The sequence below is a fragment of the Labrys sp. F242 genome (assembly GCF_057813875.1).
Genome location: NZ_JBVASG010000001.1, coordinates 50,159 through 70,748, shown reverse-complemented (window position 1 = coordinate 70,748; position 20,590 = coordinate 50,159). Strand labels below are relative to the sequence as shown.

Sequence of the window (20,590 nt, the reverse complement as noted above, 5' to 3'; positions counted from 1 at the left end):
TCAGGCGGCTTTCGGTTGCAGCAGAGTGTTGTCAGTCGACACCAGCGCGGTGACGCCGGCAAGATGGAGGGCGGCGGCGCGGATCAGCCCATCGTTGAGTAGGCCGCGAGCCTTCGCCTCCCCCGCCCGCAGCGCCGCGGTTATGTCCTCATGTGTGAGGGAGCCGACATCCCGCGTCACCAGGCGTTCCCCGAGATCGCTGTCGGGCTGCAGTGAGGACGCCGGCACCCGCAGGATGCCGGGATGGCCGAGGATATCAACCGCATTGGCGATGATGGTGGCCGCCGCATCCGCCGCCGCCGCATCCGCGGCCAGAACGGTAACAGCGTCGGCAATACCCAGGGAGAAGCTGCGCCCACGCCAGCCGGAGGTGGCGATGCCACCGATCCCCTCGCCCGCCCGTATATGGCTGCGGGCGAACAGACCAGGCCTGTCGGGGCGGTCGACAAGGCCGATGGCGAAGTCCTCGCCCTCGGCCAGATGCACGGCAATGTCGCCGCCATTGTTGACGAAGGCGCGGCGCAGGGGCGCCGCCGCCCGCATCGCCGACAGGATCTCATCCGCCACGGCACCGGCCACCGCCGCCATCGGCGTGATGAAATGGCTGCCGGCATGGGGGGAGACCGCGGCCTGCATGCGCCGTGCAACCACGCCCTGCGCCGGCAGGCTCCTCGCAGTCTGAGGCGATCGCAGGAGGGGGAGTTCCTCGCAGAGTGTCTCGAGCAGACCGTCGAAACGCTGCATCGCGGCGCCATAGGCTGATTGCACCGCCTCAGTCTCGGCCTGTGCCTCGATGATGAGATCGATCGGGCCATGCTGCAGGTGCAGGCGCCTGTTATCGCCCAGGAATGCGGCCTGCGGCCCGGCCCTCATCCGTGCGACCTCCGGGCCGCATGCGGGGCGAAAGGCCAGGGATTGTCGGCGCGCTGGGCGAGATCGACCCCTTCGCGCAGGCTGGAGAGTGGCCTGATATGGCCCATATGCCCACCCATCGCCTCGTAATCGTCGAGCCGCAGCGTGAACTCGATCGGCGCCACCAAAGCCGGCGTCGGTACATAGCCGAAGGCGTTGTCCGGCAGGCGGGTGACGTCGACCATGAAGGTGATGCCGCCGCCCGGCCAGACATAAACAGGCGCACCGCCGCAGGTGACATAGGTCAGGGCATCCTTGACCGAACGGGTCAGCCGCACCGGGTTTTCGGTGACACCCGCCCTCAGGGACCCGCCGGCGCCGCCGATAAACAGCACCGTAGCGAGAGCCGGCTCGCAATTTTCGGCAATGCGCTCCACCGATTCGACCAGGGATGTCGGCAGGTCCCGCCGCACCGGCCGCAGCGTCTCGTCGAGTTCGTAATAGCCGTGATGCTCGCCGGTAGTGCTCACCATCAGCAGGCGCAGGCCCGGCCAGGCCGTCTTGGGGTCGAATGGGCCTAGAATGGCGAGAGGATCATCGATATTGGTGCCGCCCCAGCCGGTACCGGGCTCCGCCACCTGGAAATAGCGCCCGGGCGTGGAGCGCCGCCCCTTGAGCTTGATGCCGGTGTCGGGGATGTCGAGCAGCTTGCCGGCCTGGTGCTCGGACAGAACGCCGGTGATGTGATCGTCGACCACCACCACCTCGTCAGCCTTGCCGAGCCATTGCCGCGCGAAAATGCCGATAGTGGCCGAACCGCAGCCGACACGCATGCGCTGTTCGAGCTGCCCATTGACCACTGGCGCCTTGCCGGCCTCGATGACCAGGGTGGCGCCACCATCCACGGTCATCTCGATCGGCTTGCGGTTGCACAGGTCCAGCAGGGCGTCGCAGGTGACGCGCCCCTCCTTCTTGGAGCCGCCGGTGAGATGATGCACGCCGCCCAGCGACAGCATCTGCGAGCCATATTCGCCGGTGGTGACGTGGCCGACCGCTTCCCCGTTCACCCGCACCGTGCTCTGCTCGGGCCCGACGAAGCGATCCGTGTCGATCTTCACCTTGACGCCGCAATAGGAGAAGATGCCCTCGGTCACCACCGTGACCATGTCGACGCCCTCGACCTGCGAGGACACGATGAAGGGCGCCGGCTTGTAGTCGGGATAGGTGGTGCCCGCGCCGATGGCGGTGACGAATTTTTCGGGACTCGGTACCAAAGAGCCGTCCCATCCCCTCGCGCCGCCGAAGGGCACGAGGTCACCACCTTCGGAAACAGTACGCTCCAGGAGGATGTGCGGATCGACCCGGACCAGCGTGCCATTGTCATTGGCATAGCGGTCGCAGGCCCCCGCCATGCCCGGCTTGATGTAGCACATCACCGGACAGGCATCGCAGCGGATCTTGCCGTCTGCCGAGACTGCCGGAGCCGGCGTCTCGAACTCGCTATGGGCGGAAAACTCACTGTAGGACGGCATGGAGCGAGCCCCCGAAGGCGGGTCAAATTCGTTTGTATACTAACGATAGTCGACCCGGACTCCCCTTTTGTCAAGGCTGCGGGCAAAGCCTTCTGCGATGCCTGCCCGGTGATGCGCTCCACCCAGCCGGCCATGACTGGATAGCACCTATTGCCCGAAGCCGCTTTCCTCAGCGGATATGTCCTTGCAGGCGCCGCGATCCTTCTCCCCCACCATCCTCTTGTCGCGGATGACAGCCCGTCTGGACAGATCGATCTCCCACGCCACAGAGCCCTCATTCGCCGTGACCGTGCTCGCGCCGAACACCGCCCTCACCTTTCTCTCGCTGCCGGTCTCGGGAACATGGACCCCAAGCGTTCCCGATGACGCATCGAGGGCGAAATTGAAGATCTGTGGCTCTTTCGGGGGATTGGGGAAACTGCACGACAGATAGGTCGGCGCCCCCAAGGCAACGGAGACCGGCAGCATTGTCAGGCAGATGGTCAGGCCGGCTCGCGAAAGCAATTTCATGCGACAAGCTCTCAATTGGCAGGTTGATATCGGCGAGGCCAAACATTGACCGACATCCGTCATTGCGCGCGCAGCGAAGCAATGACGTCGGCCGCTGCGCCTACCCCGTTTTCTCCGGTCCCTTCTCGATCAAGGTGGTGACGTCCTGCAGGATGTGCGGCAAGGCAAAGCCCGCCGTACAGGCAAGATAGCGCGGCTCGAAGCGGGGATTGAAGCGGGCCTTGAAACCGCGCAGCGCGTCGAAATTGGCGATGTGATCACCGAAGCGGAACAGCAGCGGTGTGACGCGTTGCCAGGCCGGGCCGAGATTCTCGCCGGCCTGCGCCGGGTTGGGCGTCAGGCCGAGATCGAAACGCCGGGCGCCCCGGGCCTTGGCGAGACGCAACAGGCGCAGCAGCATGAAATCGAGCGTCGAGATGCCGAGTTCCGGCAGATAGCGCAGGATGTCGACCGCCCATTCCTCATTGTCGGCACTGCGCATCACCACGGCAAAGCCGACGATCTCGCCCGCCCGGCGCAGGATGGCGCAGTCATTGGTCCGGATCCAGCCGGGCGAGAAGCGTCCGACAACGAAATGGCCTTCGCTTCGGCCGGTGCCCGCGAGCCAGGAACGGGACACGGCTTCCAGCGTCGGCATGATCGCGGCCGTGGCGCCGGCGGGAACCAGATCCAGGCTGAGGGCATGGATATCGGCCCAGGAGAAAATAGCATTGGCGCCGCTATAGGGCTCTTCCGCCAGGCCGGCGAGATCGAGCGTGGCGTGATCGCCGATCGGCGTCAGCGTCAGGCCGGCCTCGAGATAATCAGCCCGCATCCGCGGCGAGGCCGAAAGGATTACCGGCCACAATCTTTGCTGCTCGGCCCTCTCGCCGAAGACCCACAGCAGATCCTGCACCAAGGCGGGATCACCCATGGGATCGCCCAGCGCGATCGAGGACGCCCCGGCGCGGGCCACCACCATGGCAGCGTTGCCCTGATCGTTGGCGAGCAGCATCTGGCCGGGCAGCAAGGCAAGCCGGGCCTCCGCCGAAGGCACCCGCGCGACCAGGCCGGATATATCGATCGAAGCTGATGGCACCAAGCCGATGCCGCCCTTCCAATAGGCACTGAGAATGCCGATGACGATGGCGGCTGTGACAGCCAGGCTGGTCGAGCGCAGGAAGCGCGACATCTCATCGCCATAGCCGAAGGCGACCCACAGCTCCGGCGTGTAGTCGACGAAGCGGAAGGCAAAGAAGCCGATCCACACCGTCACCGCCAGCATGGCCGTGATGGCGCCGAGCAGGAGCGGCGAATAATCGATGCCGAACACGCGCGAGCCACGGGGAAAGGCCGGACGGCTGAGGGCAAGCACCAGCAAGGCGCAGCACAAGGTCAGCATGAAGCGCCAATCGGCGCTACGCAGCAAGGTGGCGACGGTGGCGATCACGAGGACGAGCATCGCCGCGCGCCAGGCGGCCTCCATGCGCCGGATCAGGCCTCGCGCCAGGAACAGCAGTGCCACGCCCGACAGCGACGCGATGATGTGGGCCGTTTCCACCACCGGCAGCGGCACCAGGTTGGAGAGCAGGATGCGCCGGGCCTCGGTGGCCGGCACCGCGCCGGTGATCAGCAGGGCGCCGCCGGCAAGGAACATGGCGCCCGCCACAAGGATCGGAGCTAGCGGCTTCATGATGCTGGCGACCTGGTCCACCATCTTGCCGACGACATGGCGCCGGCGCGCCAGCTCATAGGCCCCCAGAATCGCCAAAGCCAGGGCGAAGGGCACGAAGTAATAGATGACGCGGTAGAGAATGATGCGGCCGAGCAGATCATCCTTGGCGATCATCGGCAGCGCGATCAGCATCGTGGTCTCGAACACGCCGATGCCGCCCGGCGCATGGCTGAGCACGCCGAGAAAGGCGGCCAGCACATAAATCACCATGAAGGTGAAGAAGGGCACGTTCGCCGCTTGATCCGGCAGCAGAATGTAGAGCGCGCCGGCGCCGGCACAGACGTCGAAGACGCCGAGCACGATCTGGGCGACGGTGACCTTCCCGCCCGGCAGCGGCATCGACCAGCCCTCGACCGCCACCACGCGCTTGCCTGTCGAGACATAGCCGACATAGCCGACGATCACGGCAATGATGGCGACGCCGATCGACATGTTGAGGGACAGCGGCAAATGGTCGACGCCGGCCACCGACCCCGGCACCAGCACCAGGCCGAACGCCAGGACAGCCCCCATGCCGAGCCAGAAGGTCAGCGTGCACACCAGGGTCAGGGCGGCGATCTGCGGCGCAGACAACCCCGCGCCGCCATAGACCCGGTAGCGCACCGCGCCGGCGGTCAGCAGGGGCACGCCGAGCGTGTAGCTGATCGCATAGGAGGTGAAGGAGCCGATGGCGGCGGTGGAATAGGGAATGTCCTTGGCGCCGATCTGGCGCAGCGCCAGGCCGTCATAGCCGGTCAAGGCGAGATAAGACAGCGCCGTGAACAGGATCGAGAGGGCGATCGCCGTCGTCGGCGTGGCGGTGAAGGCGGCCACCACCTTCTCCGGCTCGACGCCGCGCAGGATCGACGCCAGCACGATGAGCGCACCGACGAACAGCCCGATCGACAGGATCGGCCCGACATAGCGCCAAGGCACGCGGCGCAGCAGCCGCCGAAAGGTGGAGTGCTTCTCATTCCCGGGCGGCAGGACGAGCAATCGCGCGGCCGGCTTGTTCTCGTCCTTGTTCGCCGTCACATACCAACTCCCGAGCTACTCGAACGGCTTGCCTTATGCGCGCAGGAAGACCGAATTGTGAAGAGGGGCGTGATGCGATTTGGCACGCCTGGATATCCGGCCTTCATGTTCCATCGATCGCCTTCAACCGGGCCAGCATCGCCTCGACCTCGGCCTCGGGCAGTTTCGCGATGTCCTGGGCCAGCCGGTTGGCAAGCTCTGTGGCCTGTGGCGACAGACCGGCGGTATCGACCACGACGCGTGGGTCGGACAGCGCAGCCAGGCGCTGCAGGTCCTCGGCTTCGTCCCAGATGATATTGAAATGGGTGATGATCCGCTGCAGCAAGATCCAGGTCGGTTGCCCGCGCTTGCCATGCTCCAGGGCCGACAGATAGGCGGCCGAGACGCCGAGCGCCTCCGCCATCTCCTTGAGGCTCTGGCCGCGGGCGGCGCGCAGGGCGCGTAATCGGGCACCAAAGGGGGTCATCGTTCGCCAAGCCTGCGGATGCGGCGCAGACGGACATAGAGGGCGCCGCTGCCGCCATGCCCGTGATGCGCCTCCTCGAAGCCGAGAATCAGGGGCCTGAGATCGGGCATGCGCAGCCATTGCGGCACGACGCGGCGCAGCACCCCGCGCTCATCGCCCGAAAACGCCATATCGCCGCCACCGCCCTTGCCGGTGATGACCAGCACCATGGAATAACCACGCATCTGGGCAATGGCGAGAAAGCCCCGCAGGGCGCCGTGAGCCTCGACCTGGCGCATGCCGTGCAAATCGATCCTGGCATCGATGGCTCGCGTGCCGCGCACGACCTGGCGCCGCTCATTTTTGTCGATGGGTGCTATCGGCGGTATCGGCGGTGCGGGAGGGGGCTTGACCGGACGGCTGGCCGCGGCTTTCGGCTTCGCCGCAGGCCTGGCGGGCGGTGAAGCAGGCTCCGGTGGCGTTTCCGCCGCCTTGGCTACAGCCGTGGCCAGCTTGCGGCGGCGGCGTTTCAGCGGGATGATTTCCCGGGTGACGAAGGCCCAGAGTTCGCTGTCCTCGGCGGTTAGCCCCTTGCGGCGGGTCATGGCCGCGCCTCGGGGCCATTATCCGTACTGGGGGAGGATTTGGGCCACAGCACGTAGAAGCCGCCGCCATGGCGGACCGCACCGGCAACCGCACCGGCCTTGGCGCCCGATCCGAAGAAAATGTCGGCCCGCGCCGGCCCGATGATGGCCGATCCGGTGTCCTGGGCGATCATCAGCTTGCGGACAGGTTCAGGTTTCACACCGCCGCCGACATTGGGAATTGCCGTCTCGACGAAGACGGGCAGGCCGTAGGGCCAGATCTTGCGATCGATGGCGATGGAGCGCAGCGGCGTCACCGGCAGCCCCTCGCCGCCGATCGGGCCGGCATCGGCGCCAAGGAAGGGGGCCACCTTGAAGAAGACGAAGGATTTGTTGTGCCACATCACCTCGCGCGCAACCTGGGGGTCGCGCGCCAGGAAATCCCTGAGGCCTGCCATGGTGACGTCGCGGGGCGGGATGTTGAGCCTATCAGCCACCGCCTTGCCAATGGCGGAATAGGGCTGGCCGTTCTTGCCCGCATAGGCAAAGCGCACCACGCTGCCCGTCGGCAGCCGCAGGCGTCCCGAGCCTTGCACCTGCATGAAGAAGCGGTCGACGGGATCGGCGACATAGGCAATCTCGAGCCCTCGCCCGTCCAGGGCTCCCTCTTCGATCGCCTTGCGGTCCGGATAGATCTCCAGGCTGCCGTCGAGCTTTCGCCGGGCTGCGCTGTAGCCTTCGAAACCGGGCGGTATGGCGTTGGGTTCGAAGCTGACGAGATCCGCCGGCCGGTCATAGAGCGGGGTCTGGAACTCGCCTTCGCGCACCAGCGATCCCCGGAGCTCAGGTTCGTAATAACCGGTGTAGAATGCTTTTCCGCCCGTGGGCCCGCTGCCCTTCTGCGTGGTGATGCGCCAGGCATTGAAATGGGCCTGGAAGAACGCGCGGGCCGCCGGGCCATCCAGCGCTCCGCGCTTCAGGGCTTCGCGGCAAAGGCCGGCCAGATCTGTCGGGACCGGCACGCCGGCATCGAGGGCGGGATTGTTCGCGGCCTGCGAGCGACAGGACGCGAGCCAGACCTGCCAAGCCTCGGCGTGATCGTCCCGTTTCCAACCCGGAAGCTTGCCGAAGGGCACTAGCGCGGCCGTCGCTCCCGCCGGAAGCGGAGGCGGCAGCGGACGTTCGCCGGCCCAGGCTAGGCCGGCCGCAACGAAGAAAGCGGCGAAGGGCCCGATTCGGCGCAAGATTCCCATGACATCGATACCGTGGCCCGCCCGCCTCTATCCGACCGCGCTCAACCGCCGGTCGCCACGAGGCGCCAATTCGGGTCCTTGGTGCTGGTATCGCGCGCGAATGTCCAGGTATCGGAGACGGTCGCGACCTGATCGGCGCTGCCATCGACGACCGCGCCGTTCCTGTCCTTGGTGGCGCTGATCATCTGCGAGACGAAGCTGACGGTCAGTTCGGCAACGCGCCCCTTGACGCCGGCGGCGACGATGTCGGCCTTGTCGATCGAGACGAAATTGGCCTGCACCGTCTCGCCACGCGCCTCGCGCTCGGTGATGTCCTGGGAGAACGCGTCGAAATTCTCGCGCGACAGCAGGTTCTTCAGTGTCTTGCGGTCACCATTGTTGAAGGCGGTGACGATCATCTCATAGGCCGCCTTGGCGCCCGGGACGAAGCTCTGCGGCTGGAAGCTCGGATCGACGACGGCAATCGCATCGAACCCGGCCGCGAGGGGCGTGTCCTTCTCGGCGAAACCTTCCCAGGGGAAGGCGGGTGTCGGCGCCTGGGCTTCGATAGGGGATTCGGCCTCGCGCTGCGGCGGGTTTACGGCCCTGTCGTCGCGGGTCGCAGGCTGGGCGTCTCGCCGCAACCCTTCGAATGTTGGAGGCTCGGCGCCGGTGCGCTCCCCAAGCACGGAACGGAGTTTGAAGATCACGAACACCGCGAGCCCCAGAAACACCAGCGTGATGATATCGAAACTACCCATTTGTGCCTTCAGCATCCCCACCGACCGAGTGACGACTCGAAATAACGGCTCAAGTCCCCTGTGGCAATGCCACAATCCTCACCTATATGGTGTTTATCGAGCAGTTTGCCAGCTTCATGCTACCATGAAGGGCAAACATGGCCAGCATGCGGCGTGTGCCGCTGCGCAAGGCCCAAACAGAGTTTCCCGGTGGGGCCGACGACGGCCCCACCGGGAAACTCTGCAAATGTTTGATATCTTGCAGGGGGGCTCCGACAAAGCGGTTGCTGTTTGGCGGGACCACCAAGACCCGCAAGGACGCATTTTCGGCAAACGCGTCCTTGCTTCAGGAGAAAAGACACCGATGATCGCACGCAGCTTCAATGTTCCCGCTGGCTGGGCTTGGCTCGGCCTGGCCGGACTTGTGATCCTGCCTTTTGCGGAAATCGCCGCCTTCGTCTGGGTCGCGGGCCGGATCGGCATCGCCCTGGCGCTGATCGCCCTGGTGGCGACCTCCTTCATCGGTGCCTCGCTGCTGCGCCGGCAGGGCGGAAGCGTGTTCTCGCGCCTGCTGCGTGCGATGCAGGGCGGCGAGCCAAGCAACGGCGCCGCCCGCGAGAGCATGATGGTGGCGCTCGGCGGCGTGCTGATGATCATCCCCGGCTTCGTTACCGACATCATCGGCTTCGCGCTCCTTTTACCGAGCCTGCTGCGGCAATGGCGTGAAGGCCCCGTTCCGGCCCCGCAGGGTCGCGCCAGCACCGCGAGCAGCGATCCCAAGGTCATCGACCTCGGACGCGACGAATGGAAGCCGGTGGACGAATAGGACCGGCCTCCGCCTCAGCAAATTTCAGGCCAGAAGCCGCCTCGCCTCCTCGTCACCGAGCGGCGCGGGCCGCTCGCAACCCTGCTCGATCAGCACCGGCCGCTTCTGCTCGGCGGCGGTGAGGACACCTTCCATCACGGCGAGGACATGCAAGCCGATATCGCCGTTGGCGCGATGAGGGCGGCCGTCGATGATGCCGCGTGCCATGTCGGCAAGGCCGAGACCGCGATAATTGGCATTGACGGGATGTTCCGCCGGCCAGTTCGGTTGGCCGAAACGGTCACCGGACGAAGCATGGCTTTCCCAGGCCTCGCGCGGGCGGGCCAGCGAGACCTCGCCGCCGAACCAGTTGGGATCGGGCACGCGCAGCGACGCATCGGTGCCGTGGAGCTCGATCGGCAACTGGCCATGGGCCCAGACGTCCCAGCTTGCCAGGAAGGTGATCTGCGCACCGGACTTGAAGGCGAGCAGCGCCTGGATGCTGGTCGGCGTCTCTACCGCGATGCTCTGCCCCTTGAACGGCGAGCCCTCGGTGGTCACCACCCGCTCCTCAAAGCCGCTCTGGCTCAAGGCCATCACCGAAGCGACCGGTCCGAGCAGATTGACGAGGGTGGAGAGGTAGTAGGGACCCATGTCGAAGACCGGGCCGGCGCCCGGCTTGAAGAAGAACTCCGGATTGGGGTGCCAGTGCTCCATGCCGTGCCCGAGTACCGCGGCGGTACCGATCAGCGGCCGGCCGATCTCGCCGGCATCGATACGCAGCCTTGCCTGCTGGATGGCGGCGCCGAGCACCGTATCGGGTGCGCAGCCGACCCTCAGTCCCTTCGACTTCGCCGCCTCCATCAGCGCGATGCCATCGGTGAGGCGCGTGGCGAGCGGCTTTTCGCCATAGACGTGCTTGCCAGCCGCAATCGCGGCGCGGGAGACCTCGGCATGCGCCTCGGGCACGGTGAGGTTGAGCACGATGTCGACATCGTCGCTCGCCAGCAGCGCTTCGATGCTGCGCCGCTGCAGATTGTATTTCTGGGCCTGTTTCTTCGCCGCCTCCTCCCTGAGGTCGGCGCAGGCGACGAAATCGAAATCGCGAAACAAGGCGGAGTTGAGAAGATAGATGTCCGATATATTGCCGCAGCCGATCAATCCGACGCGCAATGGCATGGGAAGCTCCTGAATATCTGGGGTGCCGATCTCCTCAGCGACATCGACGGCAGTCGGTGGCGCGGGATCGGCATTGAATTTGAAAGTTATGAACTGGTCGCGGCTTCATAATCTGTCATCCCCGGCCGAGCCGCTCGCGAGCGCAGCGAGAGAGGGCGAGGGGATCCAGGGGCTGAAGGGCTCGATCTGTGGCCCCTGGATCCCCTTCCCGCCGCCTGCGGTGGCGCCGGGGATGACAGCTTTTCCCGCTCACACTCCGGCGAGCTTGCGCATCGCCTCGGCACTCACCGTGGCAAAACGCCTGAGGTCAGAGGGATTGTCGTGTTCGGCGACCATGATCTCGGCGCCCGCAGCCACACAGAGCGGCCAGATCGTCGCCCAGTCGACCACGCCGGTGCCGACATCGGCCCAGCCATCCTCGTTGACCTTCTCGCCGGCCGGCGCGATGTCCTTGACGTGGACAAGCGGCATGATGGCGCCATAGCGCGCGATCCAGGGCTTGGGATCGGCATTGGCGCGCACGATCCAGGCGATGTCCGCTTCCCATTTCACACCGTCGACCAGCAGATGTTCGATCGGATAGGAGCCATCCGGCAGGGCGATGAACTCGAAATCATGGTTATGCCAGGCAAAGGTGTAACCGGCCTCACCGGCCTTGCGCGCCACCGCCGCCAAGCGATTGCCGAATGCCTTCCAGCCCGCCGCATCCCTGGGGCGGGCATCGGGCATCAGATAGGGCGCCACGATCGTGCCGATGCCGAGCGCTTCGGCGATGCGCAGATTGCCGTCGAGATCTGCCTCCAGGCCATCGATACCGAAATGGCCGCTCTTGGCCGTCAGGCCGAACTCCTTGAACAGGCGGGCAGCGGCGGGCACGTCCTGGTAGAAGGCGCCGTAGGGCTCGACATTGCTGAAGCCAGCCTCGGCGATCGTCCTGAGCTGCCCCTCGAGTGGCGGGAAGTTGCGGCCCGAATAGAGCTGGAAAGACAGGGGATATTGCAGAGCCATGACAGATCCTTTCATGAAATGAGAAAAATCAACGGGTTGGGTGGCAATCGCGGCTGGGCTTTTTCACAGGCGCTCTCCGCTTTCCGCGTCGAACAGCGAGGCACGCCCGACGTCGAAATGAAAACCGATCTCGTCGCCGGGCCCGCTTTCATTGTCGCCGTCGACGCGAATGGTGGCGGGCTTCCCGGCAAAGCTGGTCCACAGCACCGTCTCGGCGCCCATCGGCTCGACGATGTCGATCCTGCCGCGGGCGGCATGTCTTCCCGCCGATGCAGGGCCGACGTCGATATGCTCGGGCCGAATGCCAAGCACGGCCTTGCGCACACCCGGTTCCACCGAGAACGCATAGGCCGCAAGGTCGATGCTCTCGCCATCCGCCTCGAAACGCCAGTGTCCCGGCGCCCCCGAAAGCTGGCCCTCGATGAAATTCATGCCGGGCGAGCCGATGAAGCCAGCCACGAACTGGTTGGCCGGCTTGTGATAGATCTCAAGCGGGCTGGCGAGTTGCTGGATGACGCCGCCCTTCATCACGGCGATGCGGTCGGCCAGGGTCAACGCCTCGATCTGGTCATGCGTGACGTAAATCATGGTGTTGCCGAGGCTTTGGTGGAGCTTCTTGATCTCCACCCTCAGTTCGTTACGCAGCTTGGCGTCGAGATTGGACAGGGGTTCGTCGAACAGGAAGACGTCGACATTGCGCACCAGAGCGCGGCCGATGGCGACGCGCTGGCGCTGGCCGCCCGACAATTCGGAAGGCTTTCGCTGGAGCAAGGCATCGAGTTGCAGGAGCTTGGAGGCCTTGGCGACGCGCTCGGCAATCTCGGTCTTGGGCACGCGAGCCATTTTCAGGCCGAAGGACATGTTGCCCTCCACGCTCATGCGCGGATAGAGCGCGTAGGACTGGAACACCATGCCGATGCCGCGATCGGCCGGCTCGGCCCAGGTAACGTTCTTGCCCGAAATCCAGATCTCGCCATCGCTGATCTCCAGGAGGCCGGCGATGGCATTGAGCAAGGTGGACTTGCCGCAGCCCGAGGGCCCGAGCAGCACGATGAACTCGCCCTGGCGGATGTCGAGCTGGAGATCGTCGATGACAGCCACCGCGCCGTAGCGGATCGCCAGATCCTTCACCGAGACCGAGACGTCCTTCACCGAGGCAGATGCATTCGCGGAAACGTTCATGATGCTTACCCCTTGACCGCGCCGGCGGCGATACCGCGCACGAACCAACGACCGGAGATGAAGTAGACGACGAGCGGTACGGCGGCCGTGAGCAGGGTCGCCGCCATGTTGACATTGTAGGCCCGCTCGCCCGTGGTCGAATTGACGATGTTGTTGAGCTGTACCGTCATCGGCGAATTGGCGCCGCCCGCGAAGGTGAGGCCGAGGATGAAGTCATTCCAGATGCCGGTGACCTGCAGGATGGCGGCGACGATCAGCATCGGCGTCGACATCGGCAGGATGACGTGGAAGAAGATCTGCCAGAAGCCGCCGCCATCCACGCGCGCCGCCTTGAACAATTCGACCGGCAGGCTCGCATAATAATTGCGGAAGATCAGCGTCATCAGCGGCATGCCGAAGATGGTGTGCACGATCACGATGCAGGGCAGGGTCTGGAAGATGTTGGCGAGCGAGGAGATGCGCACCAGCGGATAGATGAAGACCTGATAGGGAATGAAGGCGCCGACCAGAAGAATGCCGAACAGGAGGTTGGCGTAGCGCACGTTCCATAGCGACAGGGCGTAGCCGTTGATAGCGCCGGCGGCGATGGAGATCGCCACGCTCGGAATGAGGATCTTCGCCGAATTGAGGAAGCCAACGCTGATGCCATTGCAGGCCAGGCCCGTGCACGCACTCGACCAGGCCGTGCGCCAGGCCGTGAGGTCGAAGGCCTGTGGTGGGGCGAAGATCTGGCCCTGACGGATCTCGTCCATAGTCTTGAGCGACGTCAGCACCATCACCACGGCCGGCAGCAGGAAGAAGGCAGCGGCGACGACGAGAAAGATGTAGAGGCCGATGCGGCCGGGGGTAAGGCGGGAGGGTTTGCGCCCGCGTTGCGTCTCGAGGGCGCTCATGCCGGCCTCCTCGACTGCCGGCGGAAATAAGTGTGGTAGAGCCAGGGCGAGATCACGCAGATCACCGTGATCAGCATCACGGTCGAGGCCGCCGTGGCGAGGCCGATGTTCTGGCGCTGGCCGAGATTGTCCATCACGAATTTGGCCGGCATTTCGGACGCCGTGCCCGGCCCGCCATTGGTGAGGGCGACTACGAGGTCATAAACCTTGATCACCGCGATCGAAAGCAGCACCGTCGCCGTGGTGATGGTGGGGGTCAGGATCGGTAGGACGATGGAGACATAGACCCGCCAGGTTGGGATACGGTCAATCTTCGCCGCCTTCCACAACTCCGTATCCACCCCGCGCAGCCCCGCCAGCATCAGCGCCATTACCAGGCCCGAGGCCTGCCAGATCGCGGCAATCACCAGTGCAAACACGGCGAGATTCGAATTCACCGCCCAGTCAAAGGTGAAGCTCGTCCAACCCCAGTTGCGCACCGTGTTCTGGATGCCGAGATTGGGGTTCATCAGCCACTGCCAGACCAGGCCCGTGACGATGAAGGACATCGCATAGGGATAGAGGAAGATGGTGCGGAACGTGTTCTCGAAGCGGATCTTCTGGTCGAGCGCCACCGCCAGCAAGAAGCCCACGATCAGGCAGCAGATGATGAAGAGCACGCCAAAGACGGCCAGGTGCCACACCGAAACCTGCCAGCGATCCGAGGCAAACAACCGGACATACTGATCGAAACCGACAAAATTGTAGACCGGCAGCAACTTGGAACCGGTGAAGGAGATGACGATCGTCCAGATAACCGTGCCGATATAGGCGGCTACGACGATGATCCAGGCCGGTATCAAGGCCAATGCCGCCATGCTCAGTCGGCGAGGACGACGATTTGGACGCGACAATCTTGCAGGTTCGGCCATTGCGACCTCCTTCAGGATCCATCTTGTGGTGAGAATGGGGGCCGGTCTTCTCGGCTCCGCCGCGAGATGGAGCGAGACCGGCTTGTCCGTGCGTCGGGCAGGCGGGTCCGAGGACCCGCCTGTAGGAGCCTACTGCGCCGACTTCAGCGCATTCGCGAATTTGGCGGTGAAGTCTTCCGGGGTCTGGCCCTTGTCGTTCCAGAAATTGGTGACGACATCCTCGAGCGCGCCGATCAGATCGGCGCTGGACAGCATGTCGACCACCGGCGTCTGATGCGCGGGATCGGCGAGGAGCTTCATGCCTTTCTGCGCACACGGGTCGAACTTGCTGGCATCGACATCGGTGCGCACCGGCATCGAGCCCTTCTGAATATTGAACAACACCTGGGTCTCAGGCGACAGCATGGTCGAAGCGAGGAGGTTCTGCGCCTTGAGCTGGGCCGCGTCGGTGGTCTTGGGGAAGACGAAGACGTCGCCGCCGATCACCAGCTCCTTATCGTCGATGCCGATCTGGCAATAGAAATCCTTGCCGGCCTCCTTGTTCGCCGCCTTGAATTCACCCTTGGCCCAATCGCCCATGAACTGCACGCCGGCCTTGTTGGTGATCAGCAGAGCCGTGGTATCGTTCCAGTTGCGTCCCGGCGACCCGGCATCGGTGTAGGCACGCAACTTGCCGAAAATCTCGGCCGATTTCTTGAACTCGGATGTATCGATAGCGGTGGCATCGTTCTTGGCATAGAGCCGCATGAACGTGTCCTTGCTGACCGATTGCAGCACGACATTGAACAGCAGCCGCTCCTGCCAGGGCTCGCCGCCCTGTGCCAGCGGGATAAAGCCGGCCGCCTTGATCTTGTCGAGAGCCACGAAGAAATCGTCCCAGCTGGTCGGCACTGTGGTGACACCGGACTTGTCGAGCACTTCCTTGGAATAGAAGGCCCAGTTCTGGCCATGCACGTTCACCGGAACGGCATACATATGGCCCTCGCGGCTCGCGGCTGCGATGAAGGAAGGCGGCAGGAAGGACTTCCAGTTGCCTTCCTCGGCAACCTGGTCGACGGTATTGAGCAGGCTCTGGCTGACCAGATCGTCGAACTGTTTGCCGGTGTTGAACTGCGAGGCAGTGGGCGGATTGCCACCGACGATACGGTTGATTGCAGCCGAGCGCGCGGCCTGGCCGCCGGCAACAGCCGAGTCGACCCAAATGCCCCCGGCCTTGGTGTACTGGTCGGCGAAGACCTTCACGGCGGCGGCCTCGCCGCCGGAAGTCCACCAATGCATCACCTCGGCCTTGGGCTTGTCCTGAGCCATGGCCTGCCCGGAAATGCCCTGCCCGGCAAACGCCAGCGCGACAAGCGCACCGGCAAGCATCGAGCGCGCCGGAGCCCGCTGCAGAATCGCCCTCAATTTTTCCATGGACATCCTCCCTGAAGGATCGCATGCTGTGCTTATGTAATCGATTGCATGCGCCGGGATATTGATTGCGATCGGCGTTCGTGTCAAGGGGATCGGCGCAGGGCTCCGGTCGCACCCGCAACGAGCAGATGACGTGACTTTTACGAAGTTTCGTCAGCAGGTTAGAGTACGGTAGTCTGATGCCGCCCGCCAAAGAACGAGCCAAACGCATTCAAAGACGCGCGTTGCGCGACGTCTCCAAGATCCGCATCGGCGACGTGGCCCGCGCCGCGGGGGTCTCGACGGCCACGGTCAGCCGTGCCCTCACCTTTCCGGATCGGGTGCAGACGGAAACGCGCGAGCGTGTGCTCGCGGCCGTGCGCGAGCTCGGTTACACGCCCAACAGCGCTGCCCGGCAGTTGCGCGCCGGCTCCTCGCGCAGCGTGCTGGTGGTGGTCGGCCCCCGGCGCAATCCGCCCTTCTTCAGCGAGGTGCTGCGGGGGATCGACACCGCTCTGTCCCAGGCTGGCTATGCCGTGCTGATGGGCAATCTCGATAGCATCGACGGCAAGGAGAAATATCTGGTCGACCTCGTTTTCGGGGGCCATATCGACGGAGCGCTGGTGCTTGCGAGCACCGTGCCCTCGCATGCCGGGCGCACCATCGCCGATTCAGGCATTCCCATCGTCGGCGTCTGCGCGGAGACCGATGTTGCCGGCATACCGGCCGTGGTGGTCGACGACGAGATCTGCTGCCAGGCCCAGACGCGCTATCTCCTCGACAGGGGCCACCGGCATCTGGCCTATCTCGCCGGCCCGAAGGGCAATTACAACGAGCGCCATCGCTATGCCGGCTTCCAGGCCGAAATCGCCGCCGCCGGCCTCGGGCCTGATGATTTCGTGCGCTTCGAGGGCAATTATGATTTCGCCTCCGGCGTCGCCTCGGGCAAGGCTTTCCTGGCGCTGGAGCGCCGGCCGACCGGGGTGGTCGCCACCAGCGACGAAATGGCGATCGCCTTCATGACGACCATCCGCAGGGGTGGGCTCAGGGTACCCCAGGACGTTTCCATCATCGGCTTCGACGGCATCGAACTCGGCGATTTTGTCGAGCCGACCCTGACGACCATTCGCCAGCCGCGTTTCGACCTCGGATCGACCGGGGCGAAGCTGCTGCTCCAGTTGATGCAGGGCAACGCTGCCTCGCAACAACTGACCACGCTGAAGGGCGCGCTCGACGAGCGCGAGAGCGCCGGATGGGTGAAGACGTGACCGGCACCGGGACGAGGCCGAAGATCGCGCCGTCGAGCGCCGTCTCCCTGCCCCCGCGCGGACCCGACTGGTTCGAATTCGATTACGCCGTCAGCAGCGACGGCCGGCTGATCTGCCTCGATACCAGCCACGATATCGCCAGGCAGGGCCGTGAATCGTTTCTCAAAAGCGCTCCGACGTTGGGCCGGCTATCGATCTTCGACGGCGAAAGGCAGACGGAACCAGCCCATTTTCCGATGCCATCGAACACCTGCAATGCGACGGCGAAGGCAAGATCTGGTGCGGATATTGGGACGAGGGTGCTCTCGCCAATCGCGCCTGGAGCCGTGGCGGCCCCGGTATGGCGCCCAGCGGCCTGATGCGCTTCGATATAGGTGGAAGGGCCCTCTGGTCACAGGGCGTCGCCACCACAGACTTTGCCATGGTCGACTGCTATGCGCTCAATGTCGGACGCAGGCAGGTCTGGAGCTGTTGCTACACGGACTTCCCCATTCTCAGCATCGACCTGTCTGGGACTCACCGGCTCCGGCCCGAGGGCGCCAAGGCTATCGCCATCGATCGTCACTTCGATCTGCTGGCCGGCGGCTATGCGCAAGAAAGCCATCGCCTCGTACTGTTCCGATGCGACAAGCACGAGATCAAGACCCTTGCTGCCTACGATCTCGATCTGGGCTTCAGCCGCGAACGACCGGCACAGCTTTTCACCGCTCGCCAAGATACGCTGCACATCGTATTGGATGATCAATGGTACAGATTGAGCGTCATGGATGTGGCACTGGTCGCCGGGATCTTTTACTGAAGCAAGGGATCCGAAGCGCGCCCGTCAACAAGGTGAACGATTCCTTCCTTGCATGGCGACGAAAAATCCCTATATTGCGCTTGTCTCGATGAGACATCTCATAGACGGTCTACTTGATCGTTGGTTTTGAGAGTGGGCCCCACCCGGGACCCGCTCTTTTTGTTTCGAGGGTTGCGTGAACGAACCCGAAGCCATTGTCAGCAAGGCCGATTCGTCGGCTGACGCGTTGAACGAACCGCGCCGTCTCACCGAGACGGGCGTTGCCGCACGCGTGGCAGAGATCACCGAGCGCACCATTATGCCACTCGGCTTCCGCCTCGTGCGGGTACGCCTCAACGGCAATAATGGCGGCACCGTGCAGATCATGGCCGAACGGCCCGACGGCACCATGACGGTGGACGATTGTGAGCTGATCTCCAAGACGCTCTCACCCGTCCTCGACGTCGATGATCCGGTCGGCAAGGCCTATCACCTGGAAGTCTCGTCGCCGGGGATCGATCGCCCGCTGGTGCGCGTCAGCGACTTCCAGCGCTGGGCCGGGCATGAGGCCAAGATCGAGATGACCCTGATCGTGGCCGGTCGCCGCCGTTTCCGGGGCATCCTGCTGGGCGCCGAAGGCAGCAAGGCCAAGATTCGCCGTGTCGATGCTGGTCCCGGTGAGGCCACCGATGTGGAGTTGAAGGTCGACGAGATGAGCGAAGCCCATCTCATCCTGACCGACGCGCTGGTGACGGAATCGCTGCGCCGCGCCAAGGTCGCCTCCAAGGCGCTGGCCGCGCAACTCGAGGCTCAAGAAACGTCGGAGCTGGAAGCGGACGAACTGGAATCGGACGAAACCTCCGATCCGGAGACGCCGTCCAAGAAGCCGCATAGACAACCAAAAACCCGCTGAGAGGAAAGAATCATGGCCGTCAGCGCGAACCGCCTGGAACTGTTGCAGATTGCCGACGCCGTCGCCCGCGAGAAGGTGATCGATCGTCAGATCGTGCTCGCCGCGATGGAAGACGCAATTCAGAAGGCCGCCCGCTCCCGTTACGGTCAGGAGACGGAAGTCCGGGCCGAGATCAATCCCAAGACCGGCGAGATCCGCCTGTCGCGCCTGCTGCAGGTGGTTGACCAGATCGAGAACGACGCCGTCCAAATCCTGCTCGAGGATGCACGCCGCAAGAATCCGGCCGCCCAGATCGATGACTGGATCGCCGAAACCCTGCCGCCCTTCGATTTTGGCCGCATCGCCGCCCAGTCGGCCAAGCAGGTTATCGTGCAGAAGGTGCGCGAGGCCGAGCGTGATCGCCAGTTCGACGAGTTCAAGGACCGCGTCGGCACCGTGGTGAACGGCCTGGTCAAGCGCGTGGAATATGGCAATGTCGTCGTCGATCTCGGCCGCGGCGAAGCCGTGGTACGCCGCGACGAATTGCTGCCGCGTGAAGTCTTCCGCCCCGGCGACCGCATCCGCGCCTATCTCTTCGACGTGCGCCGCGAGCAGCGCGGCCCTCAGGTCTTCCTGTCGCGCACCCACCCCCATTTCATGTCCAAGCTCTTCGAGCAGGAAGTACCGGAGATCTATGACGGCGTGATCGAGGTGAAGGCGGTGGCCCGCGACCCCGGTTCGCGCGCCAAGATCGCCGTGATCTCGCGCGATTCCTCCATCGATCCGGTCGGCGCCTGTGTCGGTATGCGCGGTTCGCGCGTGCAGGCGGTGGTCGGCGAACTGCAGGGTGAGAAGATCGACATCATCCCATGGTCGCCCGACGTCGCCACCTTCATCGTCAACGCGCTGCAGCCGGCCGAAGTGTCGAAGGTGGTGCTCGACGAGGATTCCGAGAAGATCGAGGTCGTCGTGCCCGAAGCCCAGCTTTCGCTGGCCATCGGCCGCCGCGGCCAGAATGTGCGCCTGGCCTCCCAGCTCACCGGCTGGGACATCGACATCCTCACCGAGGCCGAGGAGAGCGAGCGTCGCCAGAAGGAATTCGTGCAGCGCACCCAGACCTTCATGACCGCCCTGAACGTCGACGAGGTCGTCGGCCAGTTGCTCGCCTCCGAAGGCTTCCGCACGGTTGAGGAAGTCGCCTATGTCGATCCTTCCGACGTGTCGTCGATCGAAGGCTTCGACGAGGAAACCGCCGGCGAGATCCAGACCCGCGCCCGCGACTACCTCACCGCGGTCGAGGAAGAGTTCGATGCCAAGCGCAAGGCGTTGGGCGTGGAAGATGAGTTGAAGACGGTCGAAGGCATCTCCACCGCCATGATGGTGGCGCTGGGCGAGAACGACGTGAAGTCCGTCGAGGACCTTGCCGGCTGCGCCACTGACGATCTCGTCGGCTGGACTGAGCGCAAGGACGGCGAGACCACCAAGCATGCCGGCTATCTCGACGGCTTCGAGCTCAGCCGTGACGAGGCCGAGGCGATCATCATGGCCGCCCGCGTCAAGGCCGGCTGGGTCGAGGCTCCGGCCCAAGTCGAGGAAGAGACTGCCGAGGAAGAGGCTGCCGACGAGGAAGCTTCTACACTCTCCGAGCATGGAGCATGA

At 64.5% G+C, this 20,590-nt stretch carries 20 protein-coding genes; 6 read left to right on the top strand and 14 right to left on the bottom strand.

Features of this window, described 5'->3' with window-relative positions:
- The 8 genes from ACZYTC_RS00320 to ACZYTC_RS00285 all read right to left on the bottom strand — a co-directional run bounded on the left by ACZYTC_RS00320 (window position 1) and on the right by ACZYTC_RS00285 (window position 8,644).
- Window positions 1-873 carry a UPF0280 family protein gene (locus ACZYTC_RS00320; protein ID WP_488988650.1) on the bottom strand — a complete coding sequence of 291 codons (873 nt, stop codon included), beginning with the start codon at window positions 871-873 and terminating at the stop codon, window positions 1-3.
- Complete coding sequence (locus tag ACZYTC_RS00315) at window positions 870-2,384, bottom strand: 6-hydroxynicotinate reductase (protein ID WP_488988649.1); 1,515 nt, start codon at window positions 2,382-2,384, stop codon at window positions 870-872. The genes ACZYTC_RS00320 and ACZYTC_RS00315 overlap by 4 nt, the downstream gene beginning before the upstream one ends.
- A 147-nt stretch (window positions 2,385-2,531) precedes the next feature.
- A complete protein-coding gene (locus ACZYTC_RS00310; protein ID WP_434958059.1) occupies window positions 2,532-2,894 on the bottom strand; it encodes a hypothetical protein in 363 nt (120 codons plus the stop codon).
- A gap of 100 nt (window positions 2,895-2,994) precedes the next feature.
- A complete protein-coding gene (gene mprF, locus ACZYTC_RS00305; RefSeq protein WP_434958060.1) occupies window positions 2,995-5,622 on the bottom strand; it encodes a bifunctional lysylphosphatidylglycerol flippase/synthetase MprF in 2,628 nt (875 codons plus the stop codon).
- Window positions 5,623-5,725: 103 nt separating this feature from the next.
- Complete coding sequence (locus tag ACZYTC_RS00300) at window positions 5,726-6,088, bottom strand: helix-turn-helix domain-containing protein (RefSeq protein WP_434958061.1); 363 nt, start codon at window positions 6,086-6,088, stop codon at window positions 5,726-5,728.
- Window positions 6,085-6,672 carry a Smr/MutS family protein gene (locus tag ACZYTC_RS00295; protein ID WP_441770149.1) on the bottom strand — a complete coding sequence of 196 codons (588 nt, stop codon included), beginning with the start codon at window positions 6,670-6,672 and terminating at the stop codon, window positions 6,085-6,087. Before ACZYTC_RS00295 ends, ACZYTC_RS00300 begins: the two co-directional genes overlap by 4 nt.
- Window positions 6,669-7,904 (bottom strand): murein transglycosylase A, encoded by a 1,236-nt coding sequence (gene mltA, locus ACZYTC_RS00290; protein WP_434958063.1) that lies wholly within the window; start codon window positions 7,902-7,904, stop codon window positions 6,669-6,671. Before mltA ends, ACZYTC_RS00295 begins: the two co-directional genes overlap by 4 nt.
- Before the next feature lie 41 nt (window positions 7,905-7,945).
- The gene (locus ACZYTC_RS00285) at window positions 7,946-8,644 is read right to left on the bottom strand and encodes a Tim44/TimA family putative adaptor protein (RefSeq protein ID WP_434958064.1); all 699 of its coding nucleotides are present in this window, start codon (window positions 8,642-8,644) and stop codon (window positions 7,946-7,948) included.
- A gap of 343 nt (window positions 8,645-8,987) precedes the next feature.
- Between ACZYTC_RS00285 and ACZYTC_RS00280 the strand changes: the two genes are divergently transcribed.
- Window positions 8,988-9,449: an FxsA family protein gene (locus tag ACZYTC_RS00280; RefSeq protein ID WP_434958065.1), complete on the top strand. Its 462-nt coding sequence runs from the start codon at window positions 8,988-8,990 to the stop codon at window positions 9,447-9,449.
- Window positions 9,450-9,473: 24 nt separating this feature from the next.
- Here ACZYTC_RS00280 and ACZYTC_RS00275 read toward each other — a convergent pair whose 3' ends face one another.
- The 6 genes from ACZYTC_RS00275 to ACZYTC_RS00250 form a co-directional block, all read right to left on the bottom strand.
- Complete coding sequence (locus tag ACZYTC_RS00275) at window positions 9,474-10,607, bottom strand: Gfo/Idh/MocA family protein (protein WP_488988648.1); 1,134 nt, start codon at window positions 10,605-10,607, stop codon at window positions 9,474-9,476.
- Between the two features lie 249 nt (window positions 10,608-10,856).
- Complete coding sequence (locus ACZYTC_RS00270) at window positions 10,857-11,615, bottom strand: sugar phosphate isomerase/epimerase family protein (protein ID WP_434958067.1); 759 nt, start codon at window positions 11,613-11,615, stop codon at window positions 10,857-10,859.
- Between the two features lie 63 nt (window positions 11,616-11,678).
- Entirely contained in the window at window positions 11,679-12,797 is a 1,119-nt protein-coding gene (locus ACZYTC_RS00265) for an ABC transporter ATP-binding protein (RefSeq protein ID WP_441770147.1), read from the bottom strand.
- Between the two features lie 5 nt (window positions 12,798-12,802).
- Entirely contained in the window at window positions 12,803-13,690 is an 888-nt protein-coding gene (locus tag ACZYTC_RS00260; RefSeq protein ID WP_434958069.1) for a carbohydrate ABC transporter permease, read from the bottom strand.
- Entirely contained in the window at window positions 13,687-14,601 is a 915-nt protein-coding gene (locus ACZYTC_RS00255; protein WP_434958070.1) for a carbohydrate ABC transporter permease, read from the bottom strand. Before ACZYTC_RS00255 ends, ACZYTC_RS00260 begins: the two co-directional genes overlap by 4 nt.
- A gap of 129 nt (window positions 14,602-14,730) precedes the next feature.
- Entirely contained in the window at window positions 14,731-16,014 is a 1,284-nt protein-coding gene (locus ACZYTC_RS00250) for an ABC transporter substrate-binding protein (RefSeq protein WP_488988647.1), read from the bottom strand.
- Between the two features lie 179 nt (window positions 16,015-16,193).
- Here ACZYTC_RS00250 and ACZYTC_RS00245 point away from each other — a divergent pair, with 179 nt between their 5' ends.
- The 5 genes from ACZYTC_RS00245 (at window position 16,194) to nusA (ending at window position 20,590) form a co-directional block, all read left to right on the top strand.
- The gene (locus ACZYTC_RS00245; protein WP_441770145.1) at window positions 16,194-17,261 is read left to right on the top strand and encodes a LacI family DNA-binding transcriptional regulator; all 1,068 of its coding nucleotides are present in this window, start codon (window positions 16,194-16,196) and stop codon (window positions 17,259-17,261) included.
- On the top strand, window positions 17,246-17,620 hold the full coding sequence (locus tag ACZYTC_RS00240) for a hypothetical protein (protein ID WP_441770144.1): 375 nt from the start codon (window positions 17,246-17,248) through the stop codon (window positions 17,618-17,620). The genes ACZYTC_RS00245 and ACZYTC_RS00240 overlap by 16 nt, the downstream gene beginning before the upstream one ends.
- The gene (locus ACZYTC_RS00235) at window positions 17,602-18,060 is read left to right on the top strand and encodes a hypothetical protein (protein WP_488988646.1); all 459 of its coding nucleotides are present in this window, start codon (window positions 17,602-17,604) and stop codon (window positions 18,058-18,060) included. The genes ACZYTC_RS00240 and ACZYTC_RS00235 overlap by 19 nt, the downstream gene beginning before the upstream one ends.
- Window positions 18,061-18,235: 175 nt before the next feature.
- On the top strand, window positions 18,236-18,952 hold the full coding sequence (gene rimP / locus ACZYTC_RS00230; RefSeq protein WP_434958075.1) for a ribosome maturation factor RimP: 717 nt from the start codon (window positions 18,236-18,238) through the stop codon (window positions 18,950-18,952).
- A gap of 12 nt (window positions 18,953-18,964) precedes the next feature.
- A complete protein-coding gene (nusA, locus tag ACZYTC_RS00225) occupies window positions 18,965-20,590 on the top strand; it encodes a transcription termination factor NusA (protein ID WP_441770141.1) in 1,626 nt (541 codons plus the stop codon).